The 21,947-nt window shown below is 72.7% G+C and carries 26 protein-coding genes; 14 read left to right on the top strand and 12 right to left on the bottom strand.

Annotated elements, in window-relative coordinates:
- The first annotated feature begins 24 nt into the window (after positions 1–24).
- The 4 genes from QWJ13_RS04065 to QWJ13_RS04050 all read left to right on the top strand — a co-directional run bounded on the left by QWJ13_RS04065 (position 25) and on the right by QWJ13_RS04050 (position 4,842).
- Positions 25–750, top strand: coding sequence for an ABC transporter ATP-binding protein (locus QWJ13_RS04065; protein ID WP_316520532.1), 726 nt, complete (start codon positions 25–27; stop codon positions 748–750).
- Positions 747–3,056, top strand: coding sequence for an ABC transporter permease (locus tag QWJ13_RS04060; RefSeq protein WP_316520531.1), 2,310 nt, complete (start codon positions 747–749; stop codon positions 3,054–3,056). The genes QWJ13_RS04065 and QWJ13_RS04060 overlap by 4 nt, the downstream gene beginning before the upstream one ends.
- Before the next feature lie 82 nt (positions 3,057–3,138).
- Positions 3,139–4,074, top strand: coding sequence for a hydroxymethylbilane synthase (gene hemC, locus QWJ13_RS04055; RefSeq protein WP_316520529.1), 936 nt, complete (start codon positions 3,139–3,141; stop codon positions 4,072–4,074).
- 234 nt (positions 4,075–4,308) lie between these two features.
- Entirely contained in the window at positions 4,309–4,842 is a 534-nt protein-coding gene (locus QWJ13_RS04050; protein WP_316520527.1) for a hypothetical protein, read from the top strand.
- Position 4,843: 1 nt separating this feature from the next.
- Here the strand turns inward: QWJ13_RS04050 and QWJ13_RS04045 are convergent, their stop codons facing one another.
- Positions 4,844–5,362, bottom strand: coding sequence for a helix-turn-helix domain-containing protein (locus QWJ13_RS04045; RefSeq protein WP_316520525.1), 519 nt, complete (start codon positions 5,360–5,362; stop codon positions 4,844–4,846).
- Positions 5,363–5,423: 61 nt separating this feature from the next.
- Here QWJ13_RS04045 and def point away from each other — a divergent pair, with 61 nt between their 5' ends.
- On the top strand, positions 5,424–6,008 hold the full coding sequence (gene def, locus QWJ13_RS04040) for a peptide deformylase (RefSeq protein ID WP_316520524.1): 585 nt from the start codon (positions 5,424–5,426) through the stop codon (positions 6,006–6,008).
- A gap of 11 nt (positions 6,009–6,019) precedes the next feature.
- Here def and QWJ13_RS04035 read toward each other — a convergent pair whose 3' ends face one another.
- From QWJ13_RS04035 to QWJ13_RS04025, 3 genes are all read right to left on the bottom strand, one after another.
- On the bottom strand, positions 6,020–6,262 hold the full coding sequence (locus QWJ13_RS04035) for a DUF397 domain-containing protein (protein ID WP_316520522.1): 243 nt from the start codon (positions 6,260–6,262) through the stop codon (positions 6,020–6,022).
- Positions 6,263–6,330: 68 nt separating this feature from the next.
- Positions 6,331–6,519: a DUF397 domain-containing protein gene (locus tag QWJ13_RS04030; RefSeq protein ID WP_316520521.1), complete on the bottom strand. Its 189-nt coding sequence runs from the start codon at positions 6,517–6,519 to the stop codon at positions 6,331–6,333.
- Positions 6,516–7,400, bottom strand: coding sequence for a helix-turn-helix domain-containing protein (locus QWJ13_RS04025; RefSeq protein ID WP_432277448.1), 885 nt, complete (start codon positions 7,398–7,400; stop codon positions 6,516–6,518). The genes QWJ13_RS04030 and QWJ13_RS04025 overlap by 4 nt, the downstream gene beginning before the upstream one ends.
- A gap of 115 nt (positions 7,401–7,515) precedes the next feature.
- On the opposite strand from QWJ13_RS04025, the gene QWJ13_RS04020 reads away from it, so the two are divergent.
- Positions 7,516–7,974, top strand: coding sequence for an ATP-binding protein (locus QWJ13_RS04020; protein WP_316520518.1), 459 nt, complete (start codon positions 7,516–7,518; stop codon positions 7,972–7,974).
- Between the two features lie 166 nt (positions 7,975–8,140).
- Positions 8,141–8,410, top strand: coding sequence for a hypothetical protein (locus tag QWJ13_RS04015; protein WP_316520516.1), 270 nt, complete (start codon positions 8,141–8,143; stop codon positions 8,408–8,410).
- On the opposite strand, the gene QWJ13_RS04010 is transcribed toward QWJ13_RS04015, so the two are convergent.
- Positions 8,407–8,934 (bottom strand): GNAT family N-acetyltransferase, encoded by a 528-nt coding sequence (locus QWJ13_RS04010; RefSeq protein WP_316520515.1) that lies wholly within the window; start codon positions 8,932–8,934, stop codon positions 8,407–8,409. The genes QWJ13_RS04015 and QWJ13_RS04010 overlap by 4 nt on opposite strands.
- Before the next feature lie 29 nt (positions 8,935–8,963).
- Positions 8,964–9,677: a nucleotidyltransferase family protein gene (locus QWJ13_RS04005; protein WP_316520513.1), complete on the bottom strand. Its 714-nt coding sequence runs from the start codon at positions 9,675–9,677 to the stop codon at positions 8,964–8,966.
- 202 nt (positions 9,678–9,879) lie between these two features.
- Between QWJ13_RS04005 and QWJ13_RS04000 the strand changes: the two genes are divergently transcribed.
- The 3 genes from QWJ13_RS04000 (at position 9,880) to QWJ13_RS03990 (ending at position 13,008) form a co-directional block, all read left to right on the top strand.
- The gene (locus QWJ13_RS04000) at positions 9,880–10,944 is read left to right on the top strand and encodes a uroporphyrinogen decarboxylase/cobalamine-independent methonine synthase family protein (RefSeq protein WP_316520512.1); all 1,065 of its coding nucleotides are present in this window, start codon (positions 9,880–9,882) and stop codon (positions 10,942–10,944) included.
- Positions 10,945–11,134: 190 nt separating this feature from the next.
- Positions 11,135–12,373, top strand: coding sequence for a serine hydrolase domain-containing protein (locus QWJ13_RS03995; RefSeq protein WP_316520510.1), 1,239 nt, complete (start codon positions 11,135–11,137; stop codon positions 12,371–12,373).
- A 107-nt stretch (positions 12,374–12,480) separates the two neighbouring features.
- A complete protein-coding gene (locus QWJ13_RS03990) occupies positions 12,481–13,008 on the top strand; it encodes a hypothetical protein (RefSeq protein WP_316520509.1) in 528 nt (175 codons plus the stop codon).
- Positions 13,009–13,062: 54 nt separating this feature from the next.
- Here QWJ13_RS03990 and QWJ13_RS03985 read toward each other — a convergent pair whose 3' ends face one another.
- Positions 13,063–14,082 (bottom strand): glycoside hydrolase family 113 protein, encoded by a 1,020-nt coding sequence (locus tag QWJ13_RS03985; RefSeq protein WP_316520507.1) that lies wholly within the window; start codon positions 14,080–14,082, stop codon positions 13,063–13,065.
- A 112-nt stretch (positions 14,083–14,194) separates the two neighbouring features.
- On the opposite strand from QWJ13_RS03985, the gene QWJ13_RS03980 reads away from it, so the two are divergent.
- Entirely contained in the window at positions 14,195–14,779 is a 585-nt protein-coding gene (locus QWJ13_RS03980; protein ID WP_316520506.1) for a TetR/AcrR family transcriptional regulator, read from the top strand.
- 2 nt (positions 14,780–14,781) lie between these two features.
- On the opposite strand, the gene QWJ13_RS03975 is transcribed toward QWJ13_RS03980, so the two are convergent.
- The gene (locus QWJ13_RS03975) at positions 14,782–15,411 is read right to left on the bottom strand and encodes a TetR/AcrR family transcriptional regulator (protein ID WP_316520504.1); all 630 of its coding nucleotides are present in this window, start codon (positions 15,409–15,411) and stop codon (positions 14,782–14,784) included.
- 90 nt (positions 15,412–15,501) lie between these two features.
- Between QWJ13_RS03975 and QWJ13_RS03970 the strand changes: the two genes are divergently transcribed.
- On the top strand, positions 15,502–16,245 hold the full coding sequence (locus QWJ13_RS03970; protein ID WP_316520502.1) for an SDR family oxidoreductase: 744 nt from the start codon (positions 15,502–15,504) through the stop codon (positions 16,243–16,245).
- Between the two features lie 47 nt (positions 16,246–16,292).
- Complete coding sequence (locus QWJ13_RS03965; RefSeq protein WP_316520501.1) at positions 16,293–16,724, top strand: hypothetical protein; 432 nt, start codon at positions 16,293–16,295, stop codon at positions 16,722–16,724.
- 32 nt (positions 16,725–16,756) lie between these two features.
- Here the strand turns inward: QWJ13_RS03965 and QWJ13_RS03960 are convergent, their stop codons facing one another.
- Both QWJ13_RS03960 and QWJ13_RS03955 read right to left on the bottom strand, forming a co-directional pair.
- Positions 16,757–18,253 (bottom strand): carbohydrate binding domain-containing protein, encoded by a 1,497-nt coding sequence (locus QWJ13_RS03960; RefSeq protein ID WP_316520499.1) that lies wholly within the window; start codon positions 18,251–18,253, stop codon positions 16,757–16,759.
- A gap of 224 nt (positions 18,254–18,477) precedes the next feature.
- Positions 18,478–19,074 (bottom strand): choice-of-anchor C family protein, encoded by a 597-nt coding sequence (locus tag QWJ13_RS03955; RefSeq protein ID WP_316520498.1) that lies wholly within the window; start codon positions 19,072–19,074, stop codon positions 18,478–18,480.
- 389 nt (positions 19,075–19,463) lie between these two features.
- Here QWJ13_RS03955 and QWJ13_RS03950 point away from each other — a divergent pair, with 389 nt between their 5' ends.
- Positions 19,464–20,417 carry an aldo/keto reductase gene (locus QWJ13_RS03950; protein WP_316520497.1) on the top strand — a complete coding sequence of 318 codons (954 nt, stop codon included), beginning with the start codon at positions 19,464–19,466 and terminating at the stop codon, positions 20,415–20,417.
- 37 nt (positions 20,418–20,454) lie between these two features.
- On the opposite strand, the gene QWJ13_RS03945 is transcribed toward QWJ13_RS03950, so the two are convergent.
- Together QWJ13_RS03945 and QWJ13_RS03940 are read right to left on the bottom strand one after the other, a co-directional pair.
- On the bottom strand, positions 20,455–21,006 hold the full coding sequence (locus QWJ13_RS03945) for a GNAT family N-acetyltransferase (RefSeq protein WP_316520496.1): 552 nt from the start codon (positions 21,004–21,006) through the stop codon (positions 20,455–20,457).
- Between the two features lie 146 nt (positions 21,007–21,152).
- The gene (locus QWJ13_RS03940; RefSeq protein WP_316520495.1) at positions 21,153–21,836 is read right to left on the bottom strand and encodes a nitroreductase family protein; all 684 of its coding nucleotides are present in this window, start codon (positions 21,834–21,836) and stop codon (positions 21,153–21,155) included.
- Between the last annotated feature and the right edge of the window lie 111 nt (positions 21,837–21,947).

Genomic DNA, 21,947 nt, shown 5'->3' with positions numbered 1-21,947 from the left:
GCGCCGCGCCTACCGTCGTCCCCCATGAGCAACGACCACGACGGGACCTCCCGGCCGGACGACGCACAGGTCGTCGTCGAGCTGTCCGGAGTCCACAAGGAGTTCGGCGACGCCAAGGCGCTCGACGGCGTCGACCTGCGGATCCGCGCGGGCGAGGCGGTCGCCGTGATGGGCCCCTCGGGGTGCGGCAAGTCCACCCTGCTGAACATGGTGGCCGGGCTGGACCGGCCCACCGCCGGCACCGTCCGGGTGCAGGGGCAGGACCTCGGGCAGCTGAACGAGACCGGGCTCGCCCTGTTCCGCCGCCGCCACGTCGGCATGATCTTCCAGTTCTTCAACCTGATCGACGACCTCCCGGCCCTCGACAACGTCGCCCTGGCCGCCCAGCTCACCGGCACCGGCGCCCGCCAGGCCCGCCGCCGGGCACTGGAGCTGCTGGACGAACTCGGCGTCGCCCACCGCAAGGACGTCTACCCGGCCACCCTCAGCGGCGGTGAGCGCCAGCGCGTCGCGGTGGCCCGCGCCCTGATGAACCGCCCGGCCCTGCTGCTCGCCGACGAGCCGACCGGCGCGCTGGACAGCCGCTCCGGCGAGCAGGTGATGGACCTGCTGATCGACCTCAACCAGATCGGGCAGACCCTGCTGATCGTCACCCACGACCCCAACCTGGCCACCCGCTGCGCCAGCCGGCTGGTCGAGGTCGCGGACGGCAGAGTGGCACGTGAGCGAATGCTGGAGCCCCAGTCATGACCGGTGCCGTGTGGCGGGCCTCGCGGGCGGCCGTGAAGCGCCGCCGGGTGCAGACCATCGTGATCGGCCTGGTCGTCTTCTGCGCCACCACGACCGTCCTGCTCGGCCTCGCGGTGATCAGCGCCGCCCGCGCCCCCTTCGACGAGGCCTTCTCCCAACAGCGCGGCGCCCACCTGGTGGCGTCCTTCGACCCGGCCAGGGCCTCCGCCGAGCAACTGGCCGCCACCGCCCACCGGCCCGGCGTCGAGGCGGCCGCCGGGCCGTTCGACCAGGCCGTGGTGGAGATCCCCACCGACTGGTTCGGCAGCCCGCCCGGACCGCTGGCCCTGGTCGGCCGGGCCGATCCGGCCGGGCCGGTGGACCGGGTGGAGCTGCTGTCCGGCCGCTGGCCCGCCGCACCCGGCGAGGTGGTCCTCAACTCGCCGTTCGGAGGCGTGGGGGAGAAGCTCCTGAACACCAGGCTCCCGATCGGCGGCGACCGCCACCTCACCATCGTCGGCTTCGCCAACAGCATGAGCCAGAGCGCCGGCGGCTGGGTCACCCCCGAACAGGCCGCCGCCCTGCACCCCACCGGCCGGCAGATGCTCTACCGCTTCACCGACGCCACCGGCGAGCAGGCCCTCACCGCCGCCATGGGCGCGGCCACCGAGGGCGTGCCCCGGGACGCGGTCGTCAGCGCCCAGTCGTACCTGGTGCTCAAGGACGCCTTCTCGGCCGGCGCCGACGCCTACCTCCCGCTGATGACGGTCTTCGGCGTGCTCGGCCTGGTCGTCTCCGCGCTGATCGTCGGCAACGTGGTGAGCGGCGCGGTGGTCTCCGGCTACCGGCACATCGGCGTGCTGAAGTCGATCGGCTTCACCCCGCGCCAGGTGCTCACCGTCTACCTGACCATGGTCTCGGTGCCCGCGATCGCCGGCACCGTCCTCGGGACGGCGGCCGGCTGGGTGGCCTCGTACCCGATCCTCAAGTCCGCGTTCTCCGGCATCGTCACCGGCACCGCCGTGATCGAACCGGCCGGCTGGCTGCCGCTCGCCACCCTGATCAGCGTTCCGGCGCTGGTCGTCCTCGCCGCGCTCGTCCCGGCCCTGCGCGCCCACCGGCTCCCCGCCGCCCAGGCCATCTCGGCCGGCAGCGCCCCGAAGGGCGGCCGCGGCCTGAAGGTCCAACGCTGGTTGAGCGGCACCCGGCTGCCGCGCGCGGTGAGCCTCGGCCTCGGCCAGCCCTTCGCCCGCCCCGCCCGTACCGCGCTGACCATGGCGGCGATCGTGCTCGGCGTGGTCACCGTGACGTTGACGTCCGGCCTGAGCAGCACCCTGACCAAAGCGGTGGACCACCGCGACGGCCACACCCACGTCAACGTCCAGACCGCCCACTTCGCGGGCAACAAGGTCGCGCCCAGGCTCACCCCGGCCCAGACCGAGGCGATGCTGCGCGCCGCCCCCGGCGCCGAGCGGGTCAGCACCCGAGGGCTGGTCCAGGTCGGGCTGGTCGGCCACAGCCAACCCGCGTTCGCCGACTTCTACGGCGGCGACGACCTCGTGAACTCCAAGCGGCTCGACGTGGTGGCGGGCCGCCCGGCGACCGGGCCGAACGAGATCGAGGCCGGGCCCTCCTTCCTCAAGCAGCACGGGCTCAAGCTCGGCGACAGGCTCACCCTGGACCTGGACGGGCGGAAGCTGCCCGTCACCCTGGTCGGCGAGGAGGAGGAGGGCAACCCCCGGGCGTTCGCCTCCAACGACGCCACCAGGGCCGCGCTCACCGACGACCCGCACGTGGTCGAGTACGACGTACGGCTCGCCGAGGGCGCCGACGCCGAGGCCTACCGCAAGGCGGTGACGGACGCCGACCCGAGCCTCTCCGCCTCGGTGTTCGATCCCGCCCTGGGCGGGCCGGTCGCCGCCGTCATCGCCTTCACCACGATCTTCACGGTGCTGCTGTCGGTGGTCGCCGCGCTGGGCGTCTTCAACACCCTGCTGCTCACCATCCGCGAACGCCGCCGGGACCTCGGCATGCTGAAGTCGATCGGGATGACGCCCCGGCAGGTGGTGGCGATGACGGTCACCTCGGTGGCCTGGCAGGGCGTGGTCAGCGGGCTCGTCGGTATCCCCGTCGGGGTGGTGGCCCACCGGCTGATCACCGAGAACGTCGGCACGATCGTGTTCAAGCCGGACACCCTCGATGTGTGGAGCGCACCGCTGCTGAGCGGGCTGGCGCTCGCCGGCGTGCTGATCGCCGTCCTCGGCGCGCTCGTCCCGGCCCGCTCGGCGGCCCGGCTGCCGATCGCCGAGGTGCTGCACAACGAGTGAGCTCGCACGCTTGGCCGCCCGGCACGCGCCGGGCGGCTGACGCGTCGTCACCGGCGGCTGTTCGACGCCCTATCATCGCGCCATGGCCACCGCTGAGCTGATCCGCATCGTCTCCCGCTCCTCGCCCATGGCGCTCGCCCAGGTCGAGCGAGTACGCGCCGAACTCGCCGCCCTGCACCCCGGACTGCGCACCGAGGTCGTCCCCGTCACCACCTCGGGCGACCGCTGGACGGGTGATCTCGCCGCACTCGGCGGCAAGGGCGCGTTCACCAAGGAGGTCGACGCCGCGCTGCTCGCCGGGGAGGCCGACGTCGCCGTCCACTGCCTCAAGGACGTGCCCGCCGACCGCCCGCTCCCGGCGGGCACCGTCTTCGCCGCCTACCTGCGCCGCGACGACATCCGCGACGCCCTCGTCCACCCCGAGGGCCTGCCGCTCGCCGCCCTCCCGCCCGGCACCCGGATCGGCACCTCCTCCGTCCGCCGGGTCGCCCAACTCGCCGCCTCCCACCCGCACCTGGAGTGCGTGCCGATCCGCGGCAACGCCAACAGCCGGCTCGCCAAGCTGGCCGCCGGGGAAGTGGACGCGCTGCTGCTCGCCGTCTCCGGCCTGGAGCGGATCGGCGAGCGGGCGCGGATCACCGAGGTGCTCGGCATCGAGGCGATGTGCCCGCCGATCGGCGCCGGGATCCTCGTCCTCCAGTGCCGGGAGGGCGACACCGCGACCATCGACGCGGTCACCGGCCTCGGCCACCACGACACCTGGCGCGAGGCGGCGGCCGAGCGGATGTTCCTGCACGCCCTCCAGGGCCACTGCAACAGCCCGATCGCCGGGTACGCCCGGGCGGAGCGGGACGGCCGCCTCTCGCTGCGCGGCCGGGTCTTCACCCCGGACGGCAAGCAGGTGCTGGACGCCCACGAGTGGGCGGGCGCCCTCTCCCCGGAGGATCTCGGGACCTCGGTCGCGCTGGCGCTCAAGCGGCAGGGAGCGCAGGAGCTGATCTCCTCCATCCCGCACTGATCAGTCCTCGTCGCGGATGGCCCGTTCGATGATGCCGGCGATCACCTCGGACTTGGCGTCCGCGTAGTTCCGGGTGTCCTCCCACGTCCGCCTGGCCAGGGCCCGCTTGGTGTCGGCGCCCGACGCGATGCTCGTACCGGTCGGGCGCGGTGGCGGTGACCGGCCGGTGACCCTCCGGGCATTTCCCGGGCCCGGGTGAGAACCGGGCGGGGCGCCCGGGGCGTCCGTTGAGGCGTGATCAGTGCGGTGCTCGGCGGGATGCCGATGTTCTGGCCCGGGCTGCTGCTTTCGCTGGTGCCCGCGGCCCTGCTGAACCGGCAGGTGGGGCGGCTGCTGCGGGCCCACTGGGCGGTGGGCTTCGTTCTGCTGCTCGGGCTCGGCGGGGTGGTCGTGGCGACCCTGCTGCCCGAGGCGTTCCAGCTCACGGAGGGCGGTGTGCGGCACTGCATCGTCGCGGGCGGCCGGTGGCGCTCGCCGGACGAGCTGCTGCACGTCCGGGACATCGAACTGAAGCTGGCGACGTATGCCCCGGTCGGCTTCGCGGCCGCGCTGGCGGGCACCCGGCGCCGGGTGACGACGGCGCTGCTGGGCGCGGCGGCGCTGCCGTTCGCGGTGTCGGTGGTGCAGTACGCGCTGCCGGTGATCGGGCGGACCTGTGATGTGCAGGACGTGTGGGACGGGGTGCAGGGAGTCGTCCTGGGGGCGGCGCTGGGGTTGGCGACCGGCCCGGTGGTCCGGGCGGTGCGGGCGCGGGTGCGAGCCGTCTGACCTACTGGTCGAGGAGGGGGAAGAGCCGGGCGACGGCGGCGACCGGGCGGGCGTCGGCGGGCCGGGCGGCCGGGTCGCTCTCGCGGTCCCGGTAGCGGGCCAGCAGGCGGCGGACCTCGCCGCCGACGGCGGCCAGCTCGGCGGGGGTCAGGTAGACGACGGCGCTGAAGGCCTCGTCCTGCTGCCACTCCGCCGGGGCCTCGGCGCGGTGGGCGAGCCAGCGCTGGTGGCTCTCGTCTTCGAGGCCGCGCGCGAGGGCGTCGAACTCGCCTGCCGGTGCGGGCTGTTGGGGCTGCGGTAGCCGCCAGGGACGGGCGCGAAGGTCGGTGGCCGGGGCCTCCTCGATCAGCCCGTGCCGGGCGAGCTGCCGCAGGTGGAACGAGCAGAGGCCGGAGCTGAGGCCGAGCCGGGCGGCGGCCTCGGTGGAGGTGACGGTGCCGAGCTCGGCGAGCAGCTCCAGCAGCGCGGTGCGGACGGCGTGCTCGGGGAGGGGGCCGGTGCTGACGAGGTCTTCGGTCACTTTGCAAAGTCTGCTACTTTGCAAAGTCGACAGCAAGTCCAGTGAGGTTGAAGGGGTGCCCGTGTCCGAGCTGCGTGAACGGCCGACCGTCCTGCGGATCACCGAGGTGGGGGAGGAGATCCTGCGCCGCACCTGCCGGACGGCGGGCGAGGAGGACTTCGGCAGCGAATGGCTGGAACGGCTCATCGCGGACATGTTCGTCACCATGGAGGTGGCCGAGGGGTGCGGGCTGGCAGCCAACCAGGTGGACGTGGACCTGCGGCTGTTCGTCTACGACTGCGTCGACGACGACGGCGTCCGGCACACCGGGCACGTGCTCAACCCGGTGGTGGAGGAACAGGAGCCGGGGCGGGAGCTGATCGAGGAGATCGAAGGCTGCCTGTCCGTGCCGGGGGCCAACACGAAGCTCGCGCGGCCGGCCCGGGCCGTGGTGCACGGCGTCGACCAGTACGGCGAGGCGGTGGTGATCGAGGGCATCGGCTACTTCGCCCGCTGCCTCCAGCACGAGACCGACCATCTGAACGGCGGGCTGTACATCGACCGGCTCTCCGCGCGCGACCGCAAGCGGATGATGAAGCAGACCGCTGACCGGCGGGAGAAGGTCTTCGCCAAGCGCGCCGAACGGACCGCCGCCCGTACAGCGTGAATCTGTCGGGTTTAAGCGGCGCCGGGGGTGGTGGCGGCGAAGGCGATGAACGCCTGCCAGGCGGTGGGGGAGAAGGCGAGCTGGGGGCCGGCCTTGTCCTTGGAGTCGCGGACGTGGACGGTGGTTGAGGTCTCGGCGACCTCGACGCACTGGCCACCTTCGTTGCTGCTGTAACTGCTCTTGCGCCAGGCGACTTCGACGCACGCGGGGTCCTCGTTGGTGCTGTGGCTGCTCTTGAACCAGGCGAGTTCCATGTCTCGTGACGGTACGCCAACGGCCCGCCGCCGGGAAGACGGTGGGCCGTTGAGGAGGCTCTGTTTGGTCAGACCTTCGCGGTGGCGGCGTACTTCACGAACGCCGCCCAGGCGGTGGGGTCGACGGCCAGCTGGGGGCCGCTCTTGTCCTTGGAGTCACGGATGTGGACGGCGCCGGGGGTCTTGGCCACCTCGACGCAGGCGCCGCCCTCGTTGCTGCTGTAGCTGCTCTTGATCCACGCCAGCTTCGTGTTCATCGTTCTCCCAGCATCTTCTCGATCAAGGTCATGGACTCTTCCGGCGTATGAGCCTGAGCCCTGAGAGCGCCGTAGCGTGCGTTCATGATACGGACTTCCTCCTGGTCCGTGATCAGACGACTGCTCTGTTGTGCCTCGATGTATCCCATCTGTGGACGCCCCTTGGGAGTGATCAGGTGGAACGGGCCTCCCAGCCCGGCGTGCTCACTCCTGCTCAGCGGCATGACCTGGATGGCCATCCCCCGCATCCGCCCCACCTCCAGCAGGCGGCGCAGCTGTTCTTCGTGAACCTCCCGGCCACCCAGGGGTCGAAGAAGGACGCTCTCGTCGATGACCCAGCTGAAGATCGCACGCGGCCATCGGGTCAGGACCACCTGGCGGGAGAGCCTCGACACCACTCGCTCGTCGATGACTTCTTCGGTCAGCAGGGGCTGCCTCATCCCGTACAGGGCCCGCATATGTGCTTCGGTCTGCAAGAGGCCTGGGATGAGATACATGCTGTGCTCGTGGATCTCGACCGCCACGGGCTCCAGCTCGACGTAGCCCCGGAACCAGGCCGGATGCCGGATGCGGGCCTTGTCTCGCGCCTTGATCACGTCGTCCGCCGCTACGGCCAACAGGCCATTGGCGCGGAGGATCCTGTCCAGCGCGATCAGCAGTTCAGGCTGCGGCGTCCGAACCCCGCGCTCCACCGCGCTGATCATCTGTTCCGTGTAGCCGACGTGATCGCCGAGCTGCTTCTGCGTCATTCCGGCCTGCTCCCGCAGGATCTTGATCTGCTTGCCGAGCGCGCGGAAGAAGTCCGAGACCTCCGCCAGGTCCTCCGGCGTCTCCGTCCGCACGTCGTCGTTGCCCGACCCGTTGCCCGTCGCCACACCCATCGCGATCACCCTCTTGCGCTTGAGCCACACGAAAGCTTTCCGCACCCGTACAGACACTCTCCGTACCTGCCGAATGCATGGTCAGAGTACTTCCCGTCCACCACGCTTATCTCCCATGACGACCGAAATCCCCCTCGGCAAACCCCGGTCCAGCACCACCAGCCTCCCCGCCACCCCCAAGGGCGCGGCCATCTGTCGACGTCTGGCGAGGCGTCAACTTACGGACTGGGAGCTGGACTCCACGCACACCGAGCGTTTCCACGGCGCGCTCCTGATCGTCACGGAGCTTGCCGCGAACGCGATCACGCACGGACGTGTTCCGGGGCGTGGATTTGACTTCCACCTCTCTCTCACTACTTTCGTGCGCCGGGGTGCTACCCTGCGCATCGAAATCAGCGACCCCCGGTGTGACAGGCTTCCCGCCCTGCCCGTCAAGCTCCGCCCCAACTCCCAGTCCGGTCGCGGCCTCACCCTCATCGACGCCCTCTCGGACCGCTGGGGCACCATCCCGCGCTTCCCCGACTCCAAGACCGTCTGGTCGGAGCTGGACCTCACCCTTCCCGGTGCCCCCTGAACCCCGCGATAGCCCCGCGACCCCGTAAACCCCCAGGAGTGGGAAGTCGGCCCATCCGACTTCCCACTCCCTTCCTGCTTCCGGGCCTGCGGATGCGGCCCGCACTCCCGGGCGCCATCATGGAGACGCGGTGCGCTCTGCGCCGCCCGAGCGCGAAGGAGAGGCCATGTCCCCGGCCGCCGATGCCCGCTGCGCCGAACTGCGGAACCTGATGGCCGACACCAGGGCCATGCTCGCCCGGGACTCGGCGGCGGTCAGGCATCTCCAGAACCAGCTGGACGACCTCACCAGCCAGCCCGATCCCGACCCTGCCGCGATTGCCGAGCTGCGCGCGGAGTTGGGCGACGCCAACCAGAAGGTAGCCGACGACCAGCAGCAACTGGCGGACCAGCAGGACGACTTCGAATCACTCTGCTCGGGAAGCGCCGGGCCCTAACGGGCGGGCCGCAGGCCGAGCCACTGCTCGGCGTCCCACGCCTCGAACCGCTCCACCTCCCCGAACCCCAGCTTCGCCGCGAGCCGCATCGAGCCGGCGTTGGCGCTCTGGGTGGTGAGCACCACCGGCTCGCCCGGCAGGACGCCGTCGAGCCAGTCGAGTGCCGCCGCGCACGCCTCGGTGGCGTAGCCGAATCCCCAGGCCTGCGGCAGGAACAGGTAGCCGAGATCGAGCCTCTCGGCTGCTGCCGGGCGGCGGTGCCCCGTCGCCCTCCGGAGCAGGATCTGGCCGATCATCCGCCCGTCGAGCTCGACGACGAAGCTTCCGGGCCACCGCTCGGGCACCTCGGGCAGCTCGCGCTCCAGCTCGCCCCGCGCCCGGGGGCCGCCGAGGTAGGTGTGCACCTCCGGCGAGGCGAGCAACTCCACGAACGCCGCTCTGTCCCGGGCCTCGGGCTCGCGGAGCACGAGCCTCTCGGTCCTGATCGGCGCGGGCGGCCACACCACGAGTCCAAGATCATCCATCCGTCCACGCTAACAGGCGGCACGATCAACTACGGCCTCACCGAGGCCGGGTGGGCCCGTAGCTCCCGTAGGTCGCCCGGGGTGTTCACCGCTCGCCAGAAGCCTTCGGCGGGGTGGCCCGCCAGCTGCCGCAGCCGTACGAGGTGGGGGAGGGTGGTGTCGGCGTGGTCCCCCCGGTCCGGCAGCAGCGGGACGACGGCGGGGGCGAAGGCGTAGACGCCGCCGTTGACCGCGCGGCCGGACGGCGCGGCGAGGTCGACGACCCTCCCCGACCCGTCACAGACGACGCTGCCTCGGGGCAGTCGGGCCGGGACCAGGGCGACGGTGGCCAGGGCGCTGCCCCGCACGTGGTGGGTGCCCAGCGCGGTGAGCGGGAGGTCGGACCAGATGTCGCCGTAGGCGGCGAACCACGGCTCCCGGGGCGCCGGAAGCGCGCGGGCGGCGAGCTTCAGCCCGCCGCCCCGGCCGAGCGGGTGGTCCTCCACGACCACGATGGCGCGGACGGGCAGGGCCGCCGTACGCAGGTAGTCGGTGATCACCTGCGCGCGGTAGCCCGCCGAGACGACCACCGTCTCCACGCCCGCTTCGGCGAACCAGTCGAGCTGGTGGCGCAGCAGCGGCGTGCCGCGTACCTCGACCATCGCCTTGGGTCGCAGGTCCGTGTGCGGGGCGAGCCGGGTGCCGCGCCCGCCCGCGAGGATCACGGCCTGGCGGATCGGGGGAGGGGCCTCCGGCGAGCGCATTCCCCGACCTCCCGGGAGTCACGGCACAGCGTCGGGGCAGTCTTGAGGGCCTCGCGGGTCCCGTTCAACGGAGTGACCGGTACGGTCTGAGTTTGTCCGGGGCGAGCCGACTTCGCGTGCTGTCTTGGCCTTATGGAGTGTGATCGGGGGCAGTTCCGATCACCTCCACCGCCCGGCCCGCTCGTGTTTCTACGCTGCCGCCATGAGCATCCCCTCCGAACTCATCGGCAGTGTTCCTCGTCCCCAGGAACTCCTCTCCGCCACAGCCGGCCATGCCGCAGGCCGGATCCACGACGCGGAGTTCGCGGAGATCCGGCAGCGGGCCGTCCAGGACACCATCGCGCGGCTGGAGTCCCTCGGCTCGCCGGTCGTCACCGACGGCGACCAGGCCAAGCCCAGTGCCTACACCTATCCGATCGCCGGGGCCGACAACCTGGCCGACGACGGCTTCGTCATCCCGTTCGCCGACGGGCACATCCGGACGTTTCCGCGCCTGACGTCCGGCCCCTTCCGCTACCGCGCGCACGCCGATCAGTACCTCCGGTCCGCGCAGAAGTCGGCGACGGTACCCGTGAAGCAGTCGGTCGTGGCGCCGTCGCTGCTCAGCCTGCTCTACCCGGCGGACGGCATCTCCGGGTACTCGCGCGAGACGTTCCTGGACGACCTCGTCGCCGGTGCGGAAGCGGACATCCGGGGCTGCCTCGACGCGGGCGCGCACGTCGTGCAACTCGACTTCACCGAGGCGCGGTTGTCGTTGAAGCTCGACCCGAGCGGCGGGTTGCTCCGCGACCTCGTCGCTCTCGACAACCGGGTGCTGGAGCGGTTCAGCAAGGCCGAGCGCGCCCGGATCGGCGTCCATGCCGACCCCGGCGCCGACCAGGGCTCCACCCACAGCCTCGACATCGACTACGCGGAGCTGCTGCCCGAGTTGTTCAAGCTCGCGGTGGGCAACTTCTACCTCTCCATGGCGGGCGAGGCCGAGCCGGACCGCGTCCTGACCGTCGTGGCGGAACAACTCCCCGCCGACGCGCGGGTGTTCGTCGGCGTCATCGACCCGATCGACCCGGTCGTGGAGACTGCCGAGCAGGTGCGCGACCGGGTGCTGGCCGCCGCCCGTCACCTGCCCGCGGACCGGCTGGGGACCTGCGACGACAGCGGCTTCGCCCCGTTCGCCGACGACGTCTCCACCTCGCGCGAGACCGCCTTCGCCAAGATCAGGGCCCGCGTGGAGGGGACGGCGCTGGCGGCCGAGGCGCTGGGCCTCTGACCGTGGCGTCGTGCGCGGGAAGTCGGCCGGGCCGACTTCCCGCTCCGTTCCTCTCCGGGGGAACCCTGACGCGAAATCAGGGAGCGGCGCCGCTCCGCCCCTGATGTCCCACGCGGGCACGGCCGGAAGACTCGTCGCCGGGCCGGAAAGCACCGGCTCGGACGACGACCAGTCTGGAGCCGGACCGCATATGAACGCGCAGAAGAGCCGCACCCGTTGGACCGTCCTCGCCGCCACCGCCCTGGCGGCCGCGCTGACGGTCGGGGCGGGCGCGGCGCCCGCCCTCGCAGCGCCCCCTGCTTCGGCTTCGGCTTCAGCTGCGGCCTCGGCTTCGGCCTCGGTCTCGGCGAGCCCGTTCGCGCTGCCGCCGCTGGACCCGGCGGCGATCCGTTCGGCTCTCGACCGGCGGCCCGCCGCCGACGTCTCCGCCGGGTTCCTGCGGGTCACCGGTTCGGCGGGGCGGTTCGAGGGCTCCTCGGCGGAGGCCGGGATGGCCGTGGACCCGCAGGGCAGGTTCCGGATCGGGTCGATCTCGAAGGTCTTCACCGCCACCGTGGTCCTCCAGCTCGCCGCCGAGGGCCGGATCGACCTCGACGGCAGCGTCAAGCGCTACCTCCCGGACTTCCCGTACGAGGCCGTCACGGTGGGGCAGTTGCTCAACCACACCAGCGGTCTGCCGGGCGGCTCCAACGACGCCTGGGGCGACGGCACCACCGGTTGGTTCGAGCAGCACAAGTTCGACTGGCCCTCCGTGGAGGGGATCGTCGCCTCGATGGCCGGTCAGCCCCTGACGTTCACCCCCGGCACCGAGCAGCAGTACCTGGGGATGAACACCTTCGTCGCCGGGCTGGTCGTCGAGAAGGTGACCGGCCACCGCTACGCCGACGAGCTGCGCGATCGGATCATCCGCCCGCTCGGCCTGCACGACACCTCCCTCCCGGACGGCGACGACCCGCGGCTGCGGCACCCCGCGAGCCACCCGTACCTGACCGTCCCGGACGCCGACGGCGGCTCGCACCGGGTGGACGTGACCGAGCAGAGCCCGTGGCCGTGGGCCGAGGGCGGCATGATCTCCAGCGCCCCCGACCTGGAGCGCTTCATGACCGCGCTGTTCCGGGGCCGCCTGCTCCCGCCGGCCCAGCAGGAGAAGCTGTTCACCGTGCCGGACGTGCCCATGGCCGCGGGCAAGAGCTACTGCCCGGACGGCAAGGCGTGCATGAGCATGGGGCTCGTGCGTCTCGCGGCCGGGGGCATCGAGGCCTGGGGCAAGACCGGCAGCCGGCCCGGCTCCACCAGCGGCGTCTTCGCCACGCGCGACCTCTCCCGCACGGTCGTGTACTCGGTCGACCCGACCTCGCTGAACGGCGCCGAGACCCCGTACGCCCTCGGGCTGCTGGCGACCGCCTACGGCCTGGGTGCCAAGGGCTGACGGCCGCGCCTCCGCCGCCCGGATGACGCGCGGTTCGCCCGCGCGGGGGAGCGGGAGGGTCCACGCGGTGGACGCGGGGCGGGGGCGGGGTCCGGGACGGTGGACCCATGCTGATGAACATTCCGGTGGGCGACACCGAACGCCCCGTCCCCCGGTGGGCCCTGCGGCTCGCCAAGGCCCTTCCCTTCGTGGTGCTGCCGCACTGCTTGTGGCGGCTGCCGTTCGCGTTCGACTTCCCGATGGGGACGGTGGACCCCCGCGCCCCGGCGTACGTCTGGTGGGACGCCCCGTACGTGATCGGGCTGAGTGTCCTCACCGAGGCGCTGACGATCCTGACCCTGGGGCTGGTCAGCGGCTGGGGGGAGGTGTTCCCGCGCTGGGTGCCCGGGCTGCGCGGCCGCCGGGTGCCACCGCTCGCGGCGCTCGTCCCGGCGGTGCTCGGCGGGCTGGTCCTGGTGGCCCTCTTCGGCGGCATGCCGCTGGCCTGGCTGGGCGTGTTCGAGGAGGTCGGCTACCGCAACGGCTGGTGGCTGGCGCTGGGCCGGATCTGCACCTCGACGGCGATGTTCTGGGGCCCGATCACCCTCGCCCTCGCCTGGGCCTACCACCGCCGCCGCCGGCCGGGCGCCGCGTGAGGGCGCCGCGCAGGAAGTCGGCCCGGCCGACTTCCTGCGCGAGGGCGAGGCCGGTCAGTGGCTGCGGTAGTACTCGGCGAGGGTGAAGAAAGCTTCCTTCGGATCCCAGGGGACGCCCGGGTAGGTGCTGCCCGAGCGGTCCTCGTAGGTCTTGACGATGCCGTAGCTGGCGAGGTCGAGGTCCTCGCAGGGGTCGCCGTCCGGGCGGTGGACGTGGTCGTAGAGGGCGAAGGTGAAGACGAACGCGGCGTCGATGCCGCCGGCGTCGAAGGCCTCCAGCAGTTCGCGCAGGTAGGCGGCCTGCCCGGCCTCGTCGCGCTGGTAGACGCCGTCCAGGCGGACCGGGCCGTGGTCGTCGTACTCGACGGCGTCCAGGCCCAGCGCGCCCCGGTCGCCGGCGCCGCGGTAGCCGGCGGAGCCGAACTCGGTGATGGCGACCGGCTTGCCCTGGGCGGTCAGGCCGCGGACGCCCTCGGCGAAGCGGTCGGCGATCTCGGCGGAGCGGTACAGATCGAGCGAGACCAGGTCGAAGGGCTCCCAGTCCACCCGTTCCAGCGGCACCGCCGCGTAGGTGACGCGCCCGCCGAACCGCTCGCGGACGGCGGCCACCGCCCGGCCGAGGAACGCGTTGACCCGGCCGCTGACCGCGCCGAGGTGCTCGCGCACCCGCTCGGGCCGGGCGAGCAGGGCGACCCGTTCCGCCGTGTCGGCGCCGGGCAGGAACCCCGGGTTCATCAGGCTGAGTTCGGCGCCGGCCACGAACACCACCTCGGCCCCGCGCCGCCGCAGCCGCTCCGCCCGCTCGGCGCAGTCGGTGAAGAGCTTCAGCATCTCGTCGGTGCTCCGCTCCAGCGGGTAGGGCGAGAACCAGACCTCCAGGCCGAGGTCGGCGGCGTACCCGGCGGCGAGTTCGATCCGCTCCGGATCACCGCCCATGACGCGGACGGCGGTGCAGTGCAGCTCGTCCCGGATGATCCGCAGCTCGCGCTCGACCACCTCGGGATCGAACCGGGCTCGGGAGTACGTCCCGTTCCTCAGGAAGCCGGTGTCATAGCTGATTCCCTTGGTGCGCACGTTCTTCCGCCTTTCCGGCGAGAGGGAACTTACGGTACGGCCAGTACCTTAGTTGCCTGGGATCGGCCGCGGCAAGAAGGATGGGTCGAAGGGCTACGGAGAGGGCGGCGGCATGGCCGGGCAGACGCGGCGGCGCGGGGCGGCGCTGGAGGAGGCGATCCTGCGGGCAGCGGTCGAGGAACTGACCGAGGGCGGGTACGCCGGGCTGACCATGGACCGGGTCGCCGCCCGCGCCGGCACCAACAAGAACGCCATCTACCGCCGCTGGCCCAACCGGCTGGCCCTCGGCATCGCCGCGTACAAGCAGCTCGCGAAGACCGCCCCGCTCCCCGACACCGGTGAACTGCGGGGCGACGCACTGGAGTTGCTGCGCCAGGCGAACCGCCACTGGAGCTCCCCGCTGGGCGCCGTCCTGCGCGAACTGCTGGCCGCGGCCGGCGGCGCGACGGAGTTCCTGGCGCAGTTGCAGGACCAGTCCGGCGACGCGGCGGCCGCGCCCTGGCTCACCGTCCTGGGGCGCGCGGTCGCCCGGGGTGAGCTGGCCCCCGAGGTGCTGCGCCCCCGGGTGGCGACCGTGGCGGTGGTGCTGCTGCGCAACGAGTTCGTGGTGCGCGGGGTGCCGACGGCGCCGGACGACGTCCTGGTGGAGATCGTGGACGAGGTCTACCTACCCCTGCTGCGCGGGCGGCGTCCCTAGCGTCAGCGAGCGGCGTTCCCCCTGGTCAGCGAGTCGGCGAGCCGTTCGGCGGTGTCCGTGTCCAGGGCGCCGTGCCCGAGCAGGAAGCGGTACCAGAACACCCCGTAGACCTGGTCCGCGATGAGGTCCAGGTCGGCGTCCCCGGCGAGTTCGCCGCGCTCGCGCCCCTTGGTGAGGAGGTCGCGCAGCGCGGCGCGGCGGGTGGCGGTGAAGTCCCGCATCAGGTCGGCGAGGTGCGGGTCGCGGGCGGCCTCGCGGACGACGGTGCGCAGCGCGGAGGCGGTGGTGTCGCGCTGGGCGGCGTCGAAGGTGGTGGTGATGAAGGCGTGCAGGTCGGTGCGCAGGTCGCCGGTGTCGGGGCCTTGGACGTCCCGGTCGGCGCGGTCGGTGAGGGCGTCGAGCAGGACGGCGCCCTTGGAGGGCCACCAGCGGTAGACGGTCTGCTTGCCGACGCCGGCCGCGCGGGCGATGGCGTCGACGGTGACGGGCGTGCCGTCGGACTCGGCGAGCAGGCGTAGCGCGGCGTCGAGGATCGCCCGGTGGGCGGCCTCGTTGCGGCGGCGCCCGGTGTGGGGGCGCGTGGCGTTCGCGGCCCCGGCGTTCGCGGTCTCGACGTTCGCGGTCTCGCTCATCGTTCTCCCTCTCTCCCTTGACAAGACTAGCAGTCTCGACAACCATCATTGCCGGAACCGCTAGTCTCGACAAGCTGAAGGGCCCACCCCATGAGCACTGCGTCAAACCTCTTCGCCGGTCAGCTCGTCGTCGTGATGGGCGGCAGCTCCGGCATCGGCGAGGCGGCGGCCACGGCCTTCGCCGCGGACGGTGCCGAGGTCGTCATCACCGGCCGCGACCGCGACCGGCTGGACGCCGCCGTCGCCCGGATCGGCGGCAAGACCGCAGGTCGCCGGCTGGACGCGGCCGACCCGGCGGCCCTCGCCGAGTTCTTCGCCACGGTCGGCACCGTCGACCACCTGGTCGTCGCGGTGAGCGGCGCGGCCGGCAGCGGCCCGTTCGCCCAGCTCGACCTGGCCGAGCTGGCGGCCGGCTTCGAGGGCAAGTTCTGGCCGCAGGTGCGCGTCCTCCAGGCGGCGCTGCCGCACCTGCGCCAGGACGGTTCGGTCACCCTGATCACCGCCGCCTCGGCCCGCGCCGCCTTCCCCGGCACCGCCGGACTGGCCGCCATCAACGGCGCGCTGGAGGCGATGGTCCCGCCGCTGGCCGTCGAGCTCGCCCCGCTGCGGGTCAACGCGGTCTCGCCCGGCGTGATCGACACCCCCTGGTGGGACCGCGTCCCGGCCGAGCAGCGGGCCGCGCTGTTCGAGGGCCTCGCCGCCACCACCCCGGTGGGTCGGGTCGGCCGGGCGGAGGACGTCGCGCGGGCGATCCACCTGATGGCCGCCAACGGCTTCGTCACGGGCGTGGTGCTCGACTGCACCGGCGGCGCCAACCTGCCCACCGGGCGCTGAGGGGGCCGGTCGGGGCGTTGTCACTGGTCAGACCCTAGGGTTCGACCATGAACGTTCCCGACCTGATCCCGATCCGGCACGACCCGCAGGGGCGGACCGGCACCATCGGCGCCTGGCAGGGCGGCGAGTTCTTCGCCTCGTTCACCTGCCCGGTCGGCCAGGCGAAGTGGTACGCGGCGCTGCACCGCTTCGACCCCGCCGGCCGGCACCTCGACTCGCGCATCCGGGCCACGGGCGCGGAGCCCGAGGCCGCCCGGCTGCTGCTGGGGGAGTGGCTCGACGCCCTGCCCGGCCGGGAGTACCGGAGCATCGCGATCGCGCCGTTCGAGGTCCGGGTCGACGGCGTGCTGTTCGGGCTCGTCATCGAGGAGGAGGACGACGAGGACGAGGAGCTGGAGGACGACGAGCGCGTCACCGCCGAGCTCTACCCGGACCAGCTGGGCTTCCGCGCCCCCTGGTGCGGCTGCTACGAAACCTGAACAGCCGCACCGGGGGCGGGCACTCGGGGCGCTCAGCCCGCGTACTGGCCGATGATCTTCGCGAACTCGTACGGCTGCTGCGGGATGTTGGTGCACTTGGACAGCGAGCCGCCGGTGCAGGCGTTGGCGTCCCGGGTGGCGTCCCAGAAGGCGAGCATCCCGATGTGGTTCTGCCGGGCGAAGTCCACCAACTGCTGGGCGTCGGCCTGGTTGTAGATCTGGTGGTCGTCGTTCTCGCCGATCATCGGGGTGACGCCGACCATGGCCCACAGCCGGGCGTCGGTCTTCGCCGGATAGAGCGCCTTGAGCTGGCCGAACAGCGACTGGGCGGCCTGCACGGCGGCGTTGCCGTAGTCCGTCCCGGTCCGGTAGTAGTCCATCGCCATGATGTTGACCAGGTCGACGGAAACCCCGGCGTCCCGGGCGGACTTGACGATGGCGACGCCCTCGGCGGTCAGGCCTTCGGGCAGCACGGGCAGGGTGAAGGAGACCTTCAGCCCCGGGTGGGCCTGCTGGAGCTTGGCGAGCGCGGCGGAGCGGCGGTCGTTGGAGGCGGTGTCGGCGATGGCCGCGCCCTCGATGTCGAAGTCGACGTAGCGCAGGTTGTAGGCGTTCACCACGGCGTCGTACTCGGCGAACAGGGAGTCCACCGTGGTGCAGGCGGCGGCGAGTTCGGTGCCGGCGGCGCCGCCGAAGGAGACCTTGACGTCGCCGCCTGCCGCGCGCAGCGCGTCCACCTGGTCCTTGGCCCAGGCGGTGCGCGGGTCGTAGGCGTTGAACCAGCTGGCCTTGCAGCCGACGCCGGTGACGAAGCCCATCGTGTAGCCCTTGAGGCTGCCGGCCTTGGCCATGGCGGGCATCGACGGGGTGGGCCAGGCGCCCATGTCGATGTACGGGGCGACCGGCAGTGCGACATCGGGTGCCGGAGTGGGCGTGCCGGTCGGGCTCGGCGGGGTCGAACTCGGCGGCGGGGTGGAGGGGTTGCCGCCGCCGGGGCCGGTCAGGGCGATGTCGTCGGCGAGGTAGCCGCCCTGCCCGTACCAGCCGTGCAGGTACACGGTGACGCTGGTGGTGGCCGGGCCGGTGGTGAAACTGGCGGACAGTTGCTTCCAGTTGGGGCCGCCGGCGGTCCAGACGGCCGGGTCGGTGATGCCGCTGCCGGTGGCGCCGAGGTAGACGTACTGGCCCTGCACCCAGGCGCTGAGGCTGTAGGTGGTGTTGGGCTGGACGCTGACGGTCTGGCCGCACTGCGCGGTGTCGCTCGCGCTCACCGCGCCCTTGAGGGCGTAAGTACCGCTGTGCGCGCCGGAGTTGACCACACTGCCGGTCCCGGCGGAACAGCTCCAGGGGCTGAGCGAGCCGCTCTCCAGACCGCCGTTGGTGAGCAGGTTGCCGTCGGCGGCGCCGGCGTTCCCGGCGAGGACGGCCAGGCCGCCGGCGGCGAGCGCGGTGGCCGCGGCGAGGCTCAGCAGGGTGGTCCGGCGGGCGGGGCGGAGGTGCGTGGGGGCAGGCTGGAGCGCGCTGGGCATGTGGGGGTTGCCTCTCGGGACGTGGTGGCCGCCCGCGCCGCGAGGGGGGAGACACGGGGCGGGCGGCGGCCTTGGGGGTGGTCCGGTGCGGGGGAGGAGCGCGGTGCTGAGCATCAAACTGGACTAGACCAGCTGTGCACGTCAAGCACTTCCCGGGCCCAGGAGCCTTACCGAGGGCAGGTTTTAGGAACTGTTGGGAGAGCGACGGCGCGGGGCGCGTCCGGTCACTCGCAGCAGGCCTTGCACTCCTTCACCTGGACGTTGTCGATCACCGGCCCGAACGCCCCGCCCACGGTGCTGGTGAAGCCCAGCGTGGTGGTGGAGTTCTGCGCGACGAAGGTGAACTGCCGTCCCACGTAGCCCATCGCGGCGCGCGTCTTGCCGGTGACGTCGAAGCTGAAGTCCTGGAAGTCCTGCCCGTCGATCCGCGCCGACCCGGTCCGCAGCACGGGCCCGCCCGCCGGGTTGCCGGCCAGCGAGTACGTCACCGTGTAGGTGGTGCCGGGCGCGGTGGTGAAGGTCTGGGCGATGCTGCCGCTGGTGTTGCCGTTGAGGTCGATCGACTGGTCGCCCTCGGCGGCCTGCCAGAAGCCCGCGCCGATCAGGTCGACGTTGCCCGAGACGACCTGCCACGGGCCGATGGTCTGGCCGACGCCCAGGTTCGGGAGGAAGGAGTTCGCCGGGGCCTTGGGGTACTCGAAGCTGCCGTCGTCGAAGCGGCTGGCGGCGGCCTGCGCCGGGACGCTGAGCGCGGTGGCGGTGGCGGTGGCGGTGGCGGCGAGCAGAGCGACGACGGCGACGCGGGTGCGCACGAGCGACATGGTTTCTCCCCGGTGAGCGGTACGGCGGGTGGTGCGGCGGATGGTGCGGTGATGAGCCGATGATCTGCCGTGCACAGAGCGTCGACCGTCGCCGTGGCCGCTGCCAAGACCGACCGGGTGGCGCCCGGTGGTGCGGAGGTCCGCCCCCGGGCTCTCGCGCGCCGGTTTGACGGGCGGTCACCTGCGGCGACCGGGTGAAGGGGCCGGTGGTGGGCAACGCGGGTTGACGGCGGGGGCTCCGGGCCCGGTGGTGAAACCGGAAGTGCACGCCCCGCTTGCGCCCCTGTTCTGAAGGGACTTGACCTTGAGTGCACTCCAAGGTGAAAGCTGAACGCGTTGATCAGACAGCGCCGCGGCCCGACCGCGGCACCCACGATGGGAGCACCGTCATGCGCAAGGCTTCGTTCGGCACCAACGGCCCCGAGATCGGCGTCATCGGCCTCGGCTGCATGGGGATGACCTGGGCGTACGACGTCCGGAACCGGGACGACGAGAACTCCGTCCGGGTCATCCGGCAGGCGCTCGACCTCGGCGTCGACCTGATCGACACCGCCGACATGTACGGCCCGTACACCAACGAGGAGGTGGTCGGCGCCGCGCTGGCCGGCCCGTACCGGGAGCGCGCCTTCCTGGCCACCAAGGTGGGCATCGTGCCGGGCGGCGCGGGCCAGCAGGAGCGCAACGGCCGGCCCGAGCACGTGCGCCGCTCGATCGACGAGAGCCTGCGCCGGCTCGGCACCGACCACGTCGACCTCTACCAGCTGCACCGGGTCGACCCGGACGTCCCGATCGAGGAGACCTGGGGCGCGTTCGCCGAGGTCGTCGCGGCGGGCAAGGCGCGGAGCATCGGCCTCTCCGAGGCGACGGTCGAGGAGATCAAGCGGGCGCAGAGCGTGCACCCGGTGGCCTCGGTGCAGTCCGAGCTGTCGCTGTGGACCCGGGACGTGCTGGCCGACGTGCTGCCGTACACCGAGTCGCAGGGCATCGCCTTCCTGCCGTTCTCGCCGCTCGGCCGGGGCTTCCTGACCGGCGGCATCACCTCCGTCGACGAGCTGCCCGCCGACGACTTCCGCCGCCGGCTGCCGCGCTTCCAGCAGGACGCGCTGGCCGCCAACCTGGCGCTGGTCGGGAAGGTCCGGGCGGTCGCCGAGCGGATCGGCGCCAGCCCCGCGCAGGTCGCACTGGCCTGGGTGATGGCGCAGGGCCGGTACGTCTTCCCGATCCCGGGCACCAAGACGCCGCGCTACCTGGCGGACAACGTGGGCGCGGCCGGGGTCGAGCTCTCGGCGGCGGACCTGGCCGAGCTGGACGCGCTGCCGGCCGCGACCGGCACGCGCTACTGAGGCACCGCGCTCAGGGGGCGGGGTTCGGGGGCGGCGTTCAGCGCTCCATGACCCACACCAGCTGCCGTCCGGTCTCGGCCGGAGCCCGGACGGCGGCCTCGGCGACCCGGTCCAGCCGGTAGCCGAGCTTGCGCGGGACGGCCGCGCTGGCGACGTTCGCCAGGTCGCAGCGGATCTCCACCCGGGTGATCCCGGGCAGCGCCAGCGCGGCTTCGGTCAGCGCCCCGGCCGCGGCGGTGGCGATGCCCCGGCCGATGTGCCCGGCGGCGACCCAGTAGCCGAGCTCCAGCGCGCCCGGGCCGATCCGCCCGTGCAGGCCGAAGGCGCCGATCACCCGGCCGGGCTCCTCGTCCAGGCCGGCCACGTACATGAAGTCGGTGCCGGCCTCCCAGGCGGCGGCGCCGGCCCTGGTCAGCTCGGCGGTCTGCGCCCGGGAGGGGGCTTCGGCGGCCCACGCCATCCAGGGCCGCAGATGGTCCAGGTCGGCGCGGACGGCCTGGTTGAGCGCCGCCGCGTGGCTGCTGCGGCAGCGCCGGAGCCAGAGGCCGCCGGGCAGCCGCAGCCGCTCCGGCGGCCGTCCGGGGGTCACCGTCACCGCCTCCGGGCCCGTGGCCGGCGCGGGGCCACGAGGCCGTGGCTGTGCTGGGCTCATGGCGGCGATTATGTCCTTGGCCGGGACCTGCCAGCACCCGGTGTCCCCCCGACGGAGGGCGCGCCCGGCCGCGCCCCGGCGCGTCAGAGCCGGACCATCACCTCGTCGAGCTCCTTGCGCCGCAGATCCGGCACACGCGCCCCCTCGGCCGGGTAGCCGACCGGGATCACGTACGCCGCGCGCTCCTCCGCCGGGCGGTCGCACACCTCGTTGAGGAACTTCATCGGGCTCGGCGTGTGGGTCAGCGTGGCCAGCCCGGCCTGGTGCAGCGAGGCCAGCAGCAGCCCGACCGCGATCCCCACCGACTCCTTGGTGTAGTACGGGCGCGGCGAGTTGGGGCCCTTGTGCACCTCGAACACCACGATCACGGCCGGCGCGTCCTCCAGGAACGGCTTGCGCCAGTCGGTGCCGATCGGGGCGAGCGCGGCCAGCCACTCCTCCGAGGCCCGGTGGCCGTAGAACTCCCGCTCCTCCGTCTCGGCCGCCTCGCGCAGCAGCCGCTTGCGCTCCGGGTCGGTGATCACCACGAACCGCCAGGGCTGGACGTGGGCGCCGCTGGGCGCGGTGCTCGCGGTCCGGACCGCCCACTCGATCACCCCGTCCGGGATCGGGCGGGTGGAGTAGTCGCGGACGGTCCGGCGCTGGGCCATCACGTCGTGGAAGGACCTGCCGCGGGCCTCGGCCTCGTGGGCGGGCACCGTCATCGGGGTGAGCGGGACGGTCGGGTAGGACGTCTCCGCCACGGCGCTGTCTGTGCTGTCAACCATGGCGGACAGCACAGCACATGACGACTCCTCCCGGGAAGAGGTTCAGACCGAGAGGTAGAGACCAATCGGGTCCGGCGGAGGGCCGCCGGAGGGGCCGGGGAGGGCCGCTGA

The sequence above is a fragment of the Kitasatospora brasiliensis genome, from assembly GCF_032654805.1.
Taxonomy (GTDB): domain Bacteria; phylum Actinomycetota; class Actinomycetes; order Streptomycetales; family Streptomycetaceae; genus Kitasatospora; species Kitasatospora brasiliensis.
The sequence above is the reverse complement of the archived record's forward strand: the minus strand, read 5'-3'. Positions and strand labels throughout refer to the sequence as shown.